Raw genomic sequence first — 13,641 nt, forward strand, 5'->3', positions numbered from 1 at the left:
TCAATGCGTCAGAGCGGCGCGGCCATGCCCAGCGCGCACGCCACGCGCGCCGCGTCGTCGCGCGCCTGCTCGGGCGTGGCGGCCACGATGGTCACGTGCCCCATCTTGCGGCCGCGGCGCGCCTCGCGCTTGCCGTACAGGTGCAGCTTGGCGCTCGGCACCGCCAGCGCGGCGGACCAGTCGGGTTCGCGCGGCGCATGCGCGCCCGGCTCGAACCACACGTCGCCCAGGATATTGAGCATCACGGCCGGCGCCAGCAGATCGGCGCTGCCCAGCGGCAGCCCGGCCATGACGCGGGCCTGCTGCTCGAACTGGCTGGTGACGCAGGCGTCGATGGTGTAGTGGCCGCTGTTGTGCGGCCGCGGCGCGATTTCGTTGACCACCAGCCGGCCGTCGCCCAGCACGAAGAACTCCACGCACAGCACGCCGTGGTAGCCCAGGCCCTGCGCGATGGCCTGCGCCGCCTGCGTGGCCTGGACCTGGCGCGCCGCGTGGCTGGCGTCGGCCGCGCCCGGCGTCACGGACGACACCGCCAGGATGCCGTCGCGGTGCACGTTGCGGGCGATCGGGAACACCATGCTGGCGCCGTCGAAGCCGCGCGCGATCACCACCGAGATTTCGTAGTCCAGCGGCAGCAGCGCTTCCAGCACACAGGGGATGCCGCCGAACTCGTCGAACGCGGCCAGCGCCTCTTCGCGGCTGGCGATGCGCGCCTGGCCCTTGCCGTCGTAGCCCAGGCGCGCCACCTTGAGGATGCCCGGGAACAGCGCCTGGGGCGCGGCCAGCAGATCGTCGCGGGCGCAGATCGCGGCGTGCGGGGCGACCTCGATGCCCTGGCCGGCGATGAAGGTTTTCTCGGCGATGCGGTCCTGCACCACGGCCACCGCGTCGGCCGCGGGGCTGACGCGGCAGCGCGCCGCCAGCGCGCGCAGGCTGTCGGCCGGCACGTTCTCGAATTCGGTGGTCACCGCGCGGCAGCGGCCGGCCAGGCGCGCCAGGCCGTCGGCGTCGTCGTAGGCGGCCTGGATATGCAGATCGGCCACCATGCCGGCCGGACACTCGTCGGCCGGGTCGAGCACGGCGACCTTGTAGCCCAGGCTCTGGGCGGCATGACAGAACATGCGGCCCAGCTGGCCGCCGCCCAACAGGCCCAGCCAGTCGCCGGAAGCAATGGGATCGAACGTGGAGGATTGCGTCATGGTCAGGCTTCGGGAGGCACTTTCATGGCGCGCGCCGCATCGGTCTGCCGCGCGCGGAACGCGACCAGCCGGGCGTGCAGGGCGTCGTCGGTGGTGGCCAGCGTGGCGATGGCATGCAGCGCCGCGTTGGCCGCGCCGGCCTCGCCGATGGCAAAGGTGGCCACCGGCACGCCCTTGGGCATCTGCACGATGGAAAGCAGCGAGTCCTCGCCGCGCAGGTACCTGGACGGAACCGGCACGCCGAATACCGGCACCTCGGTCAGCGCGGCCATCATGCCAGGCAGGTGGGCCGCGCCGCCGGCGCCGGCAATGATGGCGCGCAAGCCGCGCGCGCGCGCCGCCGCGCCATACTCGGCCATGTCCTGCGGCATGCGGTGCGCCGAAATCACGCGCGCCTCGTGCGCCACGCCGAAATCCTGCAGCATGGCCACGGCGTGTTTCATGACCTCCCAGTCGCTGGAAGATCCCATGATCACGCCCACCAGGGGCGCGCCCGATGCGCTAGAGTTGCTCGTCATAACCGGTATGTAGATAGGGATGGAAAGACGGCCCGCCAGGCGGCCGCGAATCGGCTATTTTACCGTGCCGCGGCAGGCGCCTGCCGGCATGGCCATCCCCGCGCCCACGGGCGGCGCCGCACGCAGCCGCGCGGGACCGTGATCGCGCGCTACAGGGCGGTGCCGGCGGCATTGGCCAGCACCGCCACCAGGAACAGGCCCATCACCAGCGCGCCGGGCAGCGCCACCGGTTTTTTCAGGGCGTTGTCGCCCCATTTGCGGTCGGCCGCCAGCATCAGGGTGCAATACACCAGCATGGCGCCGAACAGCAGGAAGGCCCAGCCCTGCCAGGGCGGCGCCGCCGCGCCGGCGTCCGGCGACAGCAATTGCCAGCCCGCCGCAGTCAGCCCGCCCAGCGCGGGCGCCAGCACCATGGCGTAATGCAGCGGCGACGGCCCCATGCGCACGTTCAGCAGCAGGCCGACGCCGATCAGCACCAGCGCCGCGCGCTGCAGCAGGCACAGCGGACAAGGCGCCTCGGCGTCGAGCCACTGCCAGGCCAGCGCCGACAGCAGCAGCAGGCTGACCGCCAGCAGGACCAGGGTATTGACGATGCGGGAGCCGCGGCCGGGATTGCGCAGGAAGATCATGGCGGACTCAGAGCGCCAGCGGCAAGGGCACGGGGCCGGTCATGTAGCGATGCGCGCCCACGGCGAACACCGCCAGCGTCACCAGCCAAAGTGCGAAACAGGGCCGCCGCTTGCCCAGGATGCCGAACCAGACGGCCAGTGCTCCGCTCAGAAATGGCAACATCATGAGCATTTCATCGCTCCCCTTGCGTTTGCCTTTATGGGATGAAGGGCGAGTATAACGTAACAATACGAAATAATTCACGATAAATCCGTAGCAAGGCTCAATCCGCACGGACTTCCTCCAGCAGCTCCGGATGGCGATCCAGCAGCCTGAGCAGCTTCACCAGCGCCAGCGGCGGGCGCGTCTTGCCGTTCTCGTAACGCGAGAACGCATTGGTGCCGCCGCCGAACAGCGCCGCGGCTTCGCGCTGGTCCAGCCCCAGCTTCCTGCGCACCCGCACGATGAACCCGGGGTCGACGCGGCGGGCGTTGACCAGGCGGTTGAAAGCCAGCATGGCCTCGCTCACCCGCGCCGATTCAGCGCCATCGAGCACGTTCTCGCCGCATGCCGGACACCAGTCGCCCGTCACCGCCGCAATCGTGATGGTCTCGCCCTTGTAGCTATAGGGCACATCGCGAGTATCACGCGCCAGCGCGGCCGCTCCGCATACGGGACACTTCATGGTCACAACTCCTTGAACGACACGATCGGCACGCCGTCGAGGACCGTCAGCTTCAGGTAGACGGCGCCCATCGCTGTCACCGGGCAATAGACGTCCTGCCAAATGCGATGGTCGGCATGGGTAGTCATGCTTTTGTGGAAATCCCGCGGTGTCAATGCAAGCACGATTTCGACCATGGCGCTGAAATCCAGCCCCAGCGCCGCCGCCCCGGCGCGACGCTTTTGTCCCGGCTTTTTTGTCGCCGCGCCTCCAATGAAAAAAGCCCGCGCGCCCCGAAGGGCGGCGGGCCTGGACGGCGCCGGCAGGGCTCAGGCGAGCAGGCGGTCGAGCGCTTCGCGGTACTTGGCGGCGGTCTTTTCCAGCACGTCGCGCGGCAGGCGCGGCGCGGGCGGGGTCTTGTCCCAGGGCTGGGTTTCCAGCCAGTCGCGCACGAACTGCTTGTCGAACGAAGGCGGGCTGATGCCCACCCGGTAGCCGTCGGCCGGCCAGAAGCGCGACGAGTCGGGCGTGAGCACTTCGTCCATCAGGTGCAGCGTACCGTTGTCGTCCAGCCCGAATTCGAACTTGGTGTCGGCAATGATGATGCCCTTGGTGGCGGCAAAGCGCGCCGCCTCGCCGTACAGGCGCAGCGTCACGTCGCGGATGCGCTCGGCCATTTCCTGGCCGACTTCCTTGACCACATGGGCGAAGTCGACGTTCTCGTCGTGCATCCCGAACTCGGCCTTGGCCGCCGGCGTGAAAATCGGCTCGGGCAACTGGCTGGCCTGCTGCAGGCCGGCGGGCAGCGCGATGCCGCACACCGAGCCGCTGGCCTGGTAGTCCTTCCAGCCCGATCCGATCAGGTAGCCGCGCGCCACCGCCTCGACCAGGATGGGCTTGAGGCGCTTGACCACCACGGCGCGGCCGCGCACCTGGTCGACCTCGTCGGGCGCCACCACGTCCTCGGGCTGGATCCCGGTGGAGTGGTTGGGCAGGATATGGGCCAGCTTGCGCAGCCAGAAGTCGGTCAGCTCGGTGAGCACCTGGCCCTTGCCGGGGATGGGATCATCGAGGATGACGTCGAACGCCGAGATGCGGTCGGACGCCACGATCAGCAGCTTGTCGTCGCCCACGGCGTACATATCGCGCACCTTGCCGCGCCCCAGGAGCGGCAGGGACTTGATGCTGGATTCATGCAAAGCGGAAGTCACGGGATGGCCTATGGCAAAAATAAAACTTCCCGCCCGCGCGAGGCTGGGCAGGAAGCGTCGATGACGGGCGTGCCGCGGCGGCTCGCGAGGCAGCCAGGGCCGCGGGCGCGGCACGCGCAGGCGTTAGGTTACTGCAAATGGCCCCGCCCTGTCCGGCCGCCCTCGACGCAAGCGGCCGGGACAGGTAGCCTCGGGGCATCCCTGCCAAACGGAGAGTCCGATCCCATGAGCCCTGCCCCCGCCGCCGGCACGCCGGCCGACATCCATACCTATACCGGCGGCTGCCTGTGCCAGGCGGTGCGTTTCCGCGCCACCGGCCCGCTGCTGGCCGCCGCCACCTGTCATTGCCGCGAATGCCAGTACCTGAGCGGCGGCGCGCCGGCGCATGCCCTGCTGCTGCCGGCCGGCGCGCTGCGCCTCGAACGGGGCGCCCCGCGCGAGTACCATTACCGCAGCGCGGCGGGACGCCGGGTCATGCGCAGCTTCTGCGCCGACTGCGGCACGCCGCTGTTCGGCCATACCGAAGACGCCGGCTACACCGTGGTGCGGGCCGGCGCGCTGGACGAACCGGAGCGCTTTGCCAACCAGCTCACGGTCTGGACCGCCTCGGCGCCGCCCTGGCACGCCATCGACACTGCCCACCCGCACTTCGCGGGCAATGCGCCGTCATAGCGCGAGGACATGAAAAAACCGGACGCTCGCGCGTCCGGTTTTCCATGCGGGCGGGCGGCGCCGGGCGCCGCGCCGGTCGCCGCCTTACTGCACCACCTGGGCCAGCTTGCCGGCGGCGTATTGCTGCGCCATGTCGGCCAGCGGCAGCGGCTTGATCTTGCTGGCGTTGCCGGCGGTGCCGAACTGGGTGTAGCGCTGCACGCAGATCGCCTTGGCGGCGGCGCGGGCCGGCTTGAGGTATTCGCGCGGGTCGAACTTGCTCGGGTTCTCGGCGAAGAAGCGGCGGATCGCGCCGGTCATGGCCAGGCGGATGTCGGTATCGATGTTGATCTTGCGCACGCCGAACTTGATGGCTTCCTGGATTTCCTCGACCGGCACGCCGTAGGTTTCCTTCATGTCGCCGCCGAATTCGCGGATCTCGGCCAGCAGGTCCTGCGGCACGCTGGAGCTGCCGTGCATCACCAGGTGGGTGTTGGGCAGGCGGGCGTGGATTTCCTTGATGCGCGCGATCGACAGGATGTCGCCGGTGGGCTTGCGGGTGAACTTGTAGGCGCCGTGGCTGGTGCCGATGGCGATGGCCAGCGCGTCGAGCTGGGTGCGGCGCACGAAATCGGCGGCCTGCTCGGGGTCGGTCAGCAGCTGTTCCATGGTCAGCTTGCCGTCGGCGCCGTGGCCGTCTTCCTTGTCGCCCTGCATGGTTTCCAGCGAGCCCAGGCAACCCAGTTCGCCTTCGACCGTCACGCCCAGCTTGTGGGCCATGTCCACCACTTTCTTGGTGACGTCGACGTTGTAGTCGTAGTCGGCGATGGTCTTGCCGTCTTCTTTCAGCGAGCCGTCCATCATCACGCTGGAAAAGCCCAGGTCGATGGCGCCCTGACAAACCGCGGGCGACTGGCCGTGGTCCTGGTGCATGACGACCGGGATGTGGGGGTACGACTCGACGGCGGCCTGGATGAGGTATTTCAGGAAGCCTTCGCCGGCATATTTGCGGGCGCCGGCCGAGGCCTGCATGATCACCGGGCTGTCGGTCTCGGCGGCGGCTTCCATGATGGCCTGGACCTGCTCCAGGTTGTTGACGTTGAAAGCGGGAATGCCGTAGCCGTGCTCGGCGGCGTGGTCGAGCAATTGGCGCATGGAAACTAGGGCCATGGGGAGACCTCCTGAGGTACTTTATTGATGGATTGGTTAAAGCCTGCTGAACCACATGATTTTACGGGGGATTGAAAGAAAGGTCTTGCAACGCCTGCGCCGGCTTCCCCCGGAAGACCGTTACATCCCTTCGCAATCAGCGCGGGACGGCGCGCCGGTCCCTGTTCCGCGGACCATAGACGCAATCGAGCCGATGATGCGGCGGCGGCGGCAGGACGACTTCGATCGGGTCGCCGGCGCGCACGTCGCCGCCGGCCTCCACCACCGCCATGATGCCGGCCTTGCGCACCAGCCCGCCGGCGGCGTCGCGCTCCAGCACGGCGGCCATCAGGCCGCGCTGGTAGCGGTCCAATTGTGCGCACGGATTGCGCAGGCCGGTGATGCGCACGATGGCCTGGCCGCCCAGGTACAACAGGCTGTCGCGCGGCAGGTCCAGCAGGTCGATGCCGCGCGTGGTGATGTTCTCGCCCAGGGTGCCCTCGGCCACGTTGAAACCGGCCTGCTGCAGCGCGTCGTGCAGCTCGCCATGGATCAGGTGCACCTGCCGCAGATTGGGCTGGCCGGGATCGGCGCGCACGCGGGAACGGTGCCGCACCGTCGCGCCCTGGTGCGCGTCGCCCGCCACGCCCAGGCCGGCCACCAGCGTGATGGCCTCGCGCACGGGCTTGCTGAACGTATGGCCGGGGCTGCTGCACACGGCGGTCACGATGGCTGTCATGGGGCCCCCTCGTACGGATGAACGCAACGGCCGGCGCGCCGCCCCCACATGGTAGCCGTTTGCGCGGCCGACCGGGCCGGATACCATCCCCCCGCTGTGCGGCGCCGCATAGAGAAAATGAATGGGACAGCGGGATCGCCCACGCTCACAATATTGCGACTAATTCGCGTCGCGCCCGCCGCCCGGCGAGGCGCCCAGGCAACCATGCCCCCGACCTTGCCGCCGAGGACAGCGATGGACGCCAAACCAGCCGCCGCGGCCGCCGCGCAAACCGAAGACCGGCTGCTGCACGTGCTCTACGGCACCTTGAACGATGACACGCAATGGCAGCAAGTGCTGGCGGCGCTGTGCCGCCGCTTCGCCACGCGCGCCGCCGCCCTGGCCCACTACGATTTCGATGCCGGCGCCGGCCGCATTCTCTACCAGGCGCCGGCCGATGGCCCGCTGCAGGCCATCTACGACCAGGGCCGCCCGCTCAACCCCTGGTTCCTGTCCAAGGCGCCCTACCTGCCCGGGCGCATCCTGGACAGCCCGGAACTGATCGCGCCCGAGGACTTCCTGCAGACGGATTTCTACCGCGAGATCCTGCGGCCGCACGGCCTGTTCCATCGCCTGTGCGGGGTGCTGGCGCGCCAGCGCAACCATGTCTGGTATCTGGTCCTGCATCGCCGCAAGGAGCAGATGCCGTTCGACAGCGCCGACCGCGCGCGCCTGCGCACGCTGATGCCGCACCTGATGACGGTATTCGAGGTGCGCACGCGCTGCGCCGCGCAGGTCCGGCTGGCCGGCCTGCTCGCGCGCATCGTGCAGGCCTACCTGCCGCCGGTGCTGGTGCTGGATCGCGATGGCGCCGTGCTGCACGGCGAAATCGCGGCGGACGCCCTGCCGGCGCAACTGCGGCTGGTCGATGGCCGGCTGGCCACGCGCGATGCCGCGCTGCAAAAGCCGCTGCGCGACCGCATCCGCCGTATGGCCGAGGCCGCGCAGGCCGGCAAGCCCGGCCGCGCCAGCCTGGCGCTGGACGAGGCCGATGGCGCCGCCCCCATCCAGCTGACCCTGTGCGCGCTCGGCCCGGACACCAATGCCCAGGGCGGCCAGGCCGGCGCCCTGGTCGGCCTGCTGATCAGCGATCCAGGCCAGGACGCGCGCCAGGCCATGCGCCGGTTCGCCGATCATTTCGCGCTCAGTCCGGCCGAGGAAAAGGTCAGCGCCCTGATCCTGCAAGGCATGACCCCGGCGCGGGTGGCGCGCTCGCTGCACATCTCCGAGCACACCGTGCGCAGCCATCTCAAGCAGATCTTCCGCAAGACCAACACCCACCGCCAGGCCGAGCTGATGAGCCTGCGCGAGCGTGCCGACTACTGAAACCGGGGACGCGCGCCTCACCCAGGCAGGGGAGCGCCGCTGCCTCGCTCAGGCGATCTGTAATTCCCTCGCGCAAAGGCTGTGCCCTGCCCGGCGCGTCCCTAACATGGCAGGAAACCGGCCACGATGCACGCGCCGGCCGCGCCCGTCCGCGGGCGACCACCAGGAGACAAGGCCATGGCACAAACCGCATTTCATGTCGAATTCAACAAGGCGCCGGAAGACCAGGCGACCAAGACCCACAACCGCTGGCACCCGGATATTCCCATGGTCGAATGGTTCAATCCGGGCGACGAGTTCCGCGTCGAATGCTACGACTGGACCGGCGGGCAGATCAGCAACGACGACAGCGCCAACGACGTGCGCGACGTCGACCTCACGCGCGTGCACTACCTGAGCGGGCCGTTCGGGGTCAAGGGCGCCGAGCCGGGCGACCTGCTGGTGGTCGACCTGCTGGATGTCGGCGCGCTGCCGGAGTCGGCCTGGGGCTTTACCGGCATTTTCGCGCGCGAGAACGGCGGCGGCTTCCTGTGCGAACACTTCCCCGACGCGCGCAAGGCGTGCTGGGACTTCCATGGCATCTACACCACCTCGCGCCACGTGCCCAACGTGCGCTGGCCGGGCATCATCCATCCGGGGCTGATCGGCTGCCTGCCCGACCGGGCGCTGCTGGAGCGCGCCAACAAGCGCGAAGCGGCGCTGCTGGCGACCGACCCGAACCGCGTGCCGCCGCTGCTGGCGCCGCCCTACGCCGACACCGCGCTGATGGGCCAGATGAGCGGCGAGGCCGCCCGCAAGGCCGGCGCCGAGGCGTGGCGCACGGTGCCGCCGCGCGAACACGGCGGCAACTGCGACATCAAGAACCTGTCGCGCGGCTCGCGCGTGTACTTCCCGGTGTACGTCAAGGGCGGCGGCCTGTCGATGGGCGACATCCACTGGTCGCAGGGCGACGGCGAGATCACGTTCTGCGGCGCCATCGAAATGGCGGGCTTTCTCGATATACGGGTCGACCTGATCAAGGACGGCATCAACAAGTACGGCATCGTCAACCCGATATTCAAGCCCAGCCCGATCGAGCCGCACTTCGCCGAATACCTCGTGTTCGAGGGCATCTCGGTCGACGAGCATACCGGCGAGCAGTACTACCTGGACGCCCACGTAGCGTACCGGCGCGCCTGCCTGAACGCCATCGAATACCTGAAGAAATTCGGCTACACCAGCGAGCAGGCCTACATCATCCTGGGCACGGCCCCGGTCGAAGGCCGCATCAGCGGCATCGTCGACATCCCCAACGCATGCTGCACGCTGGCCATCCCGACCGAGATCTTCGATTTCGACATCCGGCCCAACGCGGCAGGCCCGTCGGCCAAGGTGGGCAAGGCCAAGGTCGCCGTCACCAGCTGAGGCGCACGACGCACGGCGCGCGCGCGGCCTTGCCGCGGCGCGCGCGAAGGAGCCCTTCATGTTGCTCGGATTGACACTACTGTATGTCGGCGCGGTGCTGTTCCTCAACGGCCTGTGGCTGCTCGAGAAGATCGGCGACAAGGAGATCTGGATCATCAACATTTTCTCGGGCGCCCTGACCTTGCTGGTGTCGCTGCGCCTGGCCTTCGGCGAGGACGCCACGCCGCTGTCGGTGCGCGCCGCCGCGCTGACGCTGCTGTTCACCTTCACGTATATCTGGGTGGCGCTGAACCGCTACAACGGCGCGGACGGCCGCGGACTGGGCTGGTACAGCCTGTTCGTGGCGCTCACCGCCGTGCCGGTAGCGCTGCAGACGCTGGCCGGCGCCACCACGCTGTGGGGATACTGGCTGGGCCTGAACTGGGTGGCCTGGGCGGTGCTGTGGTTCATGTTCTTCCTGCTGCTGGTCAAGAAGCGGCCCATCGCCCGCGCCACCGGCATCCTGACCGTGCTCGAGGGCATCGTGACCGGATGGATTCCCGGCTTCCTGCTGCTCAACGGCATGCTGGCCTGACACCCTATCGAGGAGATCCGCCATGCCCCTGTACGACTACGCATGCCCGCAGTGCGGCCCGTTTCGCGCCTGGCGCGCCCTGCGCGAGGCCGGCGCGCCGCTGGCCTGCCCGCAATGCGGCGAACACGCGCCCAAGGCGGTCACCGCGCCGTTCCTGGCCGACATGAATCCGGCCGTGCGCCAGGCGCATGCGCGCAACGAGAAAAGCGCGCACGAGCCGACGGTGGCCAGCCGCCCGGCGCCAGGGCACGACCACGGACACGGGCATGGCCACGCGCCGGTGCCGGCCGGGCTGGACCCGGGTCCGTGGGTGGTCTCGCCGCACCGGTCCATGGTCGGCCATCACTGAACGCCGCCCGCGCCGCGGCCTGGAGCAGCAAACATGGCCAAGATACTTTGCGTCCTGTACGACGACCCGGTCGGCGGCATGCCGGCCACCTATGCGCGCGACAGCCTGCCGGCAATCGCGCGCTACCCCGGCGGCGCCACGCTGCCCACGCCGTTGGCGCTCGACTTCACGCCGGGCCATCTGCTGGGCTGCGTGTCGGGCGAACTGGGCCTGCGCCCCTTCCTGCAGGCGCGCGGCCACACCCTGGTGGTGACTGCGGACAAGGACGGCCCGGGCAGCGTGTTCGAGCGCGAACTGCCCGACGCCGACGTGGTGATCTCGCAGCCGTTCTGGCCGGCCTACCTGACCGCGGCGCGCATCGCCAAGGCCCCGCGCCTGAAGCTGGCCATCACGGCCGGCATCGGCTCGGACCACGTCGACCTGCAGGCCGCCGCGCAACATGGCCTGACCGTCGCCGAGGTGACCTACAGCAACAGCATCAGCGTCTCCGAGCATGTGGTGATGATGGTCCTGGCGCTGGTGCGCAATTACCTGCCCTCGTACCAATGCGTGCTCGACGGCGGCTGGAACATCGCCGATTGCGTGGCGCGCTCGTATGACCTGGAAGGCATGCAGGTAGGCGCGGGCCGCATCGGCAGCGCAGTGCTGCGGCGGCTCAAGCCATTCGACGTGGGGCTGCACTACACCGACCAGCACCGGCTGCCGGCCGCCACCGAACAGGAACTGGGCGCCCGGTACCATCCCGACGCGGCCGCGCTGGCCGGCGCGTGCGACGTGATCTCCCTGCATTGCCCGCTGCACCCGGGCACCGAGCACCTGTTCGACGCCGCCATGCTGGCGCGCATGAAGCGCGGCGCCTATCTCATCAACACCGCGCGCGGCAAGATCTGCGATCGCGACGCGGTGGTCCAGGCCCTGGCCAGCGGCCAGTTGGCCGGCTACGCGGGCGACGTGTGGTTCCCGCAACCGGCCCCGCGCGACCATCCCTGGCGCAGCATGCCGCACCATGGCATGACCCCGCACATCTCGGGCAGCTCGCTGCCGGCGCAGGCCCGCTACGCCGCCGGCACCCGCGAAATCCTCGAATGCTGGCTGGACGGCCGGGCGATCCGCACCGAATACCTGATCGTCGACCAGGGCCGGCTGGCCGGCGCGGGCGCGCATGCTTACACGCCGGGCGACACCACCGCCGGCTCCGAGAACGCCGCCCGGTTCCATCCATAACCCCATCGGAGACCGCGCCGGACCGCCGGGCAACGGGTATATTGGGAATATCCGTCTTTCCGAGACTGCGATCATGCTCAACGGTTCCTGCCTGTGCGGCCGGGTGGCCTACACCGTCGACGGCCCGCTGGCCGATGTGGTCAATTGCCATTGCGCCATGTGCCGCAAGGCCCATGGCGCCGCGTTCCGCACGCGCGCCACGGTGCGGGCCGAGCATTTCGCCTTTGTCCGTGGCGAAAGCGACATCACCTGGTACAGCTCCTCGCCGGGCAATTACCGCGGTTTCTGCAGCGCCTGCGGCACCCCGCTGCTCAGCCGCTTCGACCAGACGCCCGATGTCTACGCGCTGCCCCTGGGCGCGCTGGACGACGACCCCGGCGTCAAGGCGGCCTGCCACGTCTACGTCGCCCACAAGGCGCCGTGGCACGACATCACGGATGACCTCCCGCGGCATCCCGAGGGCCGCCCCGGGCACTGAATAACGCTGCGCGGGGGCTGGTCATTATTTGACAACCGCGCTACAATAAGTGATTGATTTTTCCGCAAAAGCCGTCGGATTTGCCTTGGCGCAGATCGTTTTCGCCGGCTTTCCTGGGTGCCCAACCTGTCCTCCCGACAGGGGCGTCGCCCGTCCGCTTCTTCCGGCGACACCCGTATCGCTGCGACCAAGCCGCGCCCCCGAGCGCACACAGCCCTAGCTGTGAACTGTCAATAGGTTGTATTCGTCCAGGTTGAGTCTGGAGATGGGTACAGCGCGCCCGATGCCTTGGTGGGGTCGATGCCAGTTGTAGTGGTGTAGCCAGGATTTCATGGCATCGGCTCGGTGTTGGGAGTTCTGGTAGGTGTGAGCGTAAGCCCACTCACGCAAGGCCGACTGGATGAAGCGTTCGGCCTTGCCATTGGTCTGTGGGCGGTAAGGTCGGGTAAAGCGGTGCTTGATGCCCAGCTCATGGCACAGCGCGGCGAAGGCGCGGCTGCGAAAGGCCGAGCCATTGTCGGTGAGCAAGCGCTGGATGGTCACGCCCAGGCGCTGGTAGTAGGCCACTGCGTCCTTGAGGAACTGGACGGCGCTGGGGAAGCGCTCGTCGGGGTGGATGTCGGTGAAGGCCACGCGGGCGTGGTCATCGATGGCCACGAAGACGAAGTCCCAGCCGGCCCCCTCAACGGTATCGCGTCGGTTGCCCGTGACCCGGTGGCCAGGGCGCTGGATACGTCCCAGCTTCTTGATGTCGATGTGCAGCAGATCGCCGGGGGCCTGATGCTCGTAGCGCACCACCGGCTCGGCCGGCTCCAGGTCGGCCAGGTGCGACAGACCGGCGCGGGCCAGGACGCGGCTGACGGTGCTGGCTGACACGCCCAGCGCCTGGGCGATGCGCGCTTGGGTCAGCCGCTTGCGGCGCAGCTCCACGATAGCCAGCGCCTTGGCCGGCGCAATCGCTCGGGGCGAGACCGTCGGGCGCGAGGACGCATCGGCCAAGCCCGCCTGGCCCTGAGCCAGGAAGCGGCCCAGCCATTTGCGCACAGTCGGCGCGGTGACCCCATAGGCGCGGGCCGCTTCAGGCACACAAACTTGATGGGCGATCAATTGCTGGACCATTTCGAGTCGACGTAGGAAGGTCAATCGGGCATGCTTATGGGTGTTCATCCGGCCGGGCTCCTTGAGTGAACTGGGGGGGTGGCGATTTCCAGTTTCTCAAATCCGGTTCGGATGAACCATGCATACAACCTATTGAATCTTCACAGCTAGCCAGGCCATCCACAGGCTCAAGGCCGCCACCTCGCACGGGCGCACCAGGCCATCGCAGCCCGCCCTGACGATGGCCCGCTCGATGACGGCGCGCATGCGCCATGACAGCAGACGGTCGCACCATGGCAGCAACGGCCCCAGCCAGGGCCTGCAACAGCGCCAGGCGCGCGGCAGGCGCCACGCCGGCGGACCGGAGGCGGGCCCGGGCCCGCACGTCGCCGCCCAACCCGCGCCGCAC

General features: G+C 68.9%; 18 protein-coding genes. 8 read left to right on the forward strand and 10 right to left on the reverse strand.

All coding sequences use genetic code 11. The annotated features are described in order from the left end of the window. Positions 1 to 8: 8 nt before the first annotated feature. From BN118_RS09900 to BN118_RS09925, 7 genes are all read right to left on the reverse strand, one after another. On the reverse strand, positions 9 to 1,199 hold the full coding sequence (locus BN118_RS09900) for a 5-(carboxyamino)imidazole ribonucleotide synthase (protein ID WP_014905781.1): 1,191 nt from the start codon (positions 1,197 to 1,199) through the stop codon (positions 9 to 11). A 2-nt stretch (positions 1,200 to 1,201) separates the two neighbouring features. After that, positions 1,202 to 1,717, reverse strand: coding sequence for a 5-(carboxyamino)imidazole ribonucleotide mutase (purE, locus tag BN118_RS09905; protein WP_019247930.1), 516 nt, complete (start codon positions 1,715 to 1,717; stop codon positions 1,202 to 1,204). 149 nt (positions 1,718 to 1,866) lie between these two features. Then, a complete protein-coding gene (locus BN118_RS09910; RefSeq protein WP_010930405.1) occupies positions 1,867 to 2,346 on the reverse strand; it encodes a disulfide bond formation protein B in 480 nt (159 codons plus the stop codon). A 7-nt stretch (positions 2,347 to 2,353) separates the two neighbouring features. Continuing rightward, positions 2,354 to 2,590 (reverse strand): DUF5993 family protein, encoded by a 237-nt coding sequence (locus tag BN118_RS19510; protein ID WP_010930404.1) that lies wholly within the window; start codon positions 2,588 to 2,590, stop codon positions 2,354 to 2,356. 19 nt (positions 2,591 to 2,609) lie between these two features. After that, complete coding sequence (locus tag BN118_RS09915) at positions 2,610 to 3,011, reverse strand: type II toxin-antitoxin system MqsA family antitoxin (RefSeq protein ID WP_003809516.1); 402 nt, start codon at positions 3,009 to 3,011, stop codon at positions 2,610 to 2,612. A 2-nt stretch (positions 3,012 to 3,013) separates the two neighbouring features. Continuing rightward, positions 3,014 to 3,265: a type II toxin-antitoxin system MqsR family toxin gene (locus BN118_RS09920; RefSeq protein WP_047122780.1), complete on the reverse strand. Its 252-nt coding sequence runs from the start codon at positions 3,263 to 3,265 to the stop codon at positions 3,014 to 3,016. Positions 3,266 to 3,319: 54 nt separating this feature from the next. Then, positions 3,320 to 4,201, reverse strand: a complete 882-nt coding sequence (locus BN118_RS09925) for a phosphoribosylaminoimidazolesuccinocarboxamide synthase (protein ID WP_003809513.1) — start codon at positions 4,199 to 4,201, stop codon at positions 3,320 to 3,322. A 225-nt stretch (positions 4,202 to 4,426) separates the two neighbouring features. Between BN118_RS09925 and BN118_RS09930 the strand changes: the two genes are divergently transcribed. Next, positions 4,427 to 4,873 (forward strand): GFA family protein, encoded by a 447-nt coding sequence (locus BN118_RS09930; RefSeq protein WP_003819827.1) that lies wholly within the window; start codon positions 4,427 to 4,429, stop codon positions 4,871 to 4,873. Positions 4,874 to 4,957: 84 nt separating this feature from the next. Here BN118_RS09930 and fba read toward each other — a convergent pair whose 3' ends face one another. Continuing rightward, positions 4,958 to 6,022 (reverse strand): class II fructose-bisphosphate aldolase, encoded by a 1,065-nt coding sequence (gene fba / locus BN118_RS09935; protein ID WP_003809510.1) that lies wholly within the window; start codon positions 6,020 to 6,022, stop codon positions 4,958 to 4,960. A 136-nt stretch (positions 6,023 to 6,158) separates the two neighbouring features. Then, the gene (locus BN118_RS09940) at positions 6,159 to 6,740 is read right to left on the reverse strand and encodes an MOSC domain-containing protein (protein WP_019247931.1); all 582 of its coding nucleotides are present in this window, start codon (positions 6,738 to 6,740) and stop codon (positions 6,159 to 6,161) included. A 234-nt stretch (positions 6,741 to 6,974) separates the two neighbouring features. On the opposite strand from BN118_RS09940, the gene BN118_RS09945 reads away from it, so the two are divergent. The 6 genes from BN118_RS09945 to BN118_RS09970 all read left to right on the forward strand — a co-directional run bounded on the left by BN118_RS09945 (position 6,975) and on the right by BN118_RS09970 (position 12,134). Continuing rightward, complete coding sequence (locus BN118_RS09945; protein ID WP_010930401.1) at positions 6,975 to 8,105, forward strand: helix-turn-helix transcriptional regulator; 1,131 nt, start codon at positions 6,975 to 6,977, stop codon at positions 8,103 to 8,105. 177 nt (positions 8,106 to 8,282) lie between these two features. Beyond that, the gene (gene fmdA, locus BN118_RS09950; RefSeq protein ID WP_014905782.1) at positions 8,283 to 9,509 is read left to right on the forward strand and encodes a formamidase; all 1,227 of its coding nucleotides are present in this window, start codon (positions 8,283 to 8,285) and stop codon (positions 9,507 to 9,509) included. 58 nt (positions 9,510 to 9,567) lie between these two features. Continuing rightward, the gene (locus BN118_RS09955) at positions 9,568 to 10,083 is read left to right on the forward strand and encodes an AmiS/UreI family transporter (protein WP_003809503.1); all 516 of its coding nucleotides are present in this window, start codon (positions 9,568 to 9,570) and stop codon (positions 10,081 to 10,083) included. Between the two features lie 22 nt (positions 10,084 to 10,105). After that, positions 10,106 to 10,432 (forward strand): FmdB family zinc ribbon protein, encoded by a 327-nt coding sequence (locus BN118_RS09960; protein WP_010930399.1) that lies wholly within the window; start codon positions 10,106 to 10,108, stop codon positions 10,430 to 10,432. Positions 10,433 to 10,465: 33 nt separating this feature from the next. After that, positions 10,466 to 11,656 (forward strand): NAD-dependent formate dehydrogenase, encoded by a 1,191-nt coding sequence (locus BN118_RS09965; protein WP_010930398.1) that lies wholly within the window; start codon positions 10,466 to 10,468, stop codon positions 11,654 to 11,656. Between the two features lie 73 nt (positions 11,657 to 11,729). Then, entirely contained in the window at positions 11,730 to 12,134 is a 405-nt protein-coding gene (locus tag BN118_RS09970) for a GFA family protein (protein ID WP_003819820.1), read from the forward strand. A gap of 216 nt (positions 12,135 to 12,350) precedes the next feature. Here BN118_RS09970 and BN118_RS09975 read toward each other — a convergent pair whose 3' ends face one another. After that, entirely contained in the window at positions 12,351 to 13,301 is a 951-nt protein-coding gene (locus BN118_RS09975) for an IS481-like element IS481 family transposase (RefSeq protein WP_005012067.1), read from the reverse strand. Between the two features lie 17 nt (positions 13,302 to 13,318). Between BN118_RS09975 and BN118_RS20405 the strand changes: the two genes are divergently transcribed. Continuing rightward, positions 13,319 to 13,471: a hypothetical protein gene (locus BN118_RS20405; protein ID WP_162291320.1), complete on the forward strand. Its 153-nt coding sequence runs from the start codon at positions 13,319 to 13,321 to the stop codon at positions 13,469 to 13,471. Positions 13,472 to 13,641: the final 170 nt, after the last annotated feature.

The organism is Bordetella pertussis 18323, from assembly GCF_000306945.1.
Classification (GTDB): Bacteria; Pseudomonadota; Gammaproteobacteria; order Burkholderiales; family Burkholderiaceae_B; genus Bordetella; species Bordetella pertussis.

What these genes read in the sequence shown, in the direction of transcription:
- BN118_RS09900 (WP_014905781.1), bottom strand. Translation starts at nt 1,199, where the DNA reads ATGACGCAATCCTCCACGTTCGATCCCATTGCTTCCGGCGACTGGCTG.
- purE (WP_019247930.1), bottom strand. Translation starts at nt 1,717, where the DNA reads ATGACGAGCAACTCTAGCGCATCGGGCGCGCCCCTGGTGGGCGTGATC.
- BN118_RS09910 (WP_010930405.1), bottom strand. Translation starts at nt 2,346, where the DNA reads ATGATCTTCCTGCGCAATCCCGGCCGCGGCTCCCGCATCGTCAATACC.
- BN118_RS09915 (WP_003809516.1), bottom strand. Translation starts at nt 3,011, where the DNA reads ATGAAGTGTCCCGTATGCGGAGCGGCCGCGCTGGCGCGTGATACTCGC.
- BN118_RS09930 (WP_003819827.1), top strand. Translation starts at nt 4,427, where the DNA reads ATGAGCCCTGCCCCCGCCGCCGGCACGCCGGCCGACATCCATACCTAT.
- fba (WP_003809510.1), bottom strand. Translation starts at nt 6,022, where the DNA reads ATGGCCCTAGTTTCCATGCGCCAATTGCTCGACCACGCCGCCGAGCAC.
- BN118_RS09940 (WP_019247931.1), bottom strand. Translation starts at nt 6,740, where the DNA reads ATGACAGCCATCGTGACCGCCGTGTGCAGCAGCCCCGGCCATACGTTC.
- BN118_RS09945 (WP_010930401.1), top strand. Translation starts at nt 6,975, where the DNA reads ATGGACGCCAAACCAGCCGCCGCGGCCGCCGCGCAAACCGAAGACCGG.
- fmdA (WP_014905782.1), top strand. Translation starts at nt 8,283, where the DNA reads ATGGCACAAACCGCATTTCATGTCGAATTCAACAAGGCGCCGGAAGAC.
- BN118_RS09955 (WP_003809503.1), top strand. Translation starts at nt 9,568, where the DNA reads ATGTTGCTCGGATTGACACTACTGTATGTCGGCGCGGTGCTGTTCCTC.
- BN118_RS09960 (WP_010930399.1), top strand. Translation starts at nt 10,106, where the DNA reads ATGCCCCTGTACGACTACGCATGCCCGCAGTGCGGCCCGTTTCGCGCC.
- BN118_RS09965 (WP_010930398.1), top strand. Translation starts at nt 10,466, where the DNA reads ATGGCCAAGATACTTTGCGTCCTGTACGACGACCCGGTCGGCGGCATG.
- BN118_RS09970 (WP_003819820.1), top strand. Translation starts at nt 11,730, where the DNA reads ATGCTCAACGGTTCCTGCCTGTGCGGCCGGGTGGCCTACACCGTCGAC.
- BN118_RS09975 (WP_005012067.1), bottom strand. Translation starts at nt 13,301, where the DNA reads ATGAACACCCATAAGCATGCCCGATTGACCTTCCTACGTCGACTCGAA.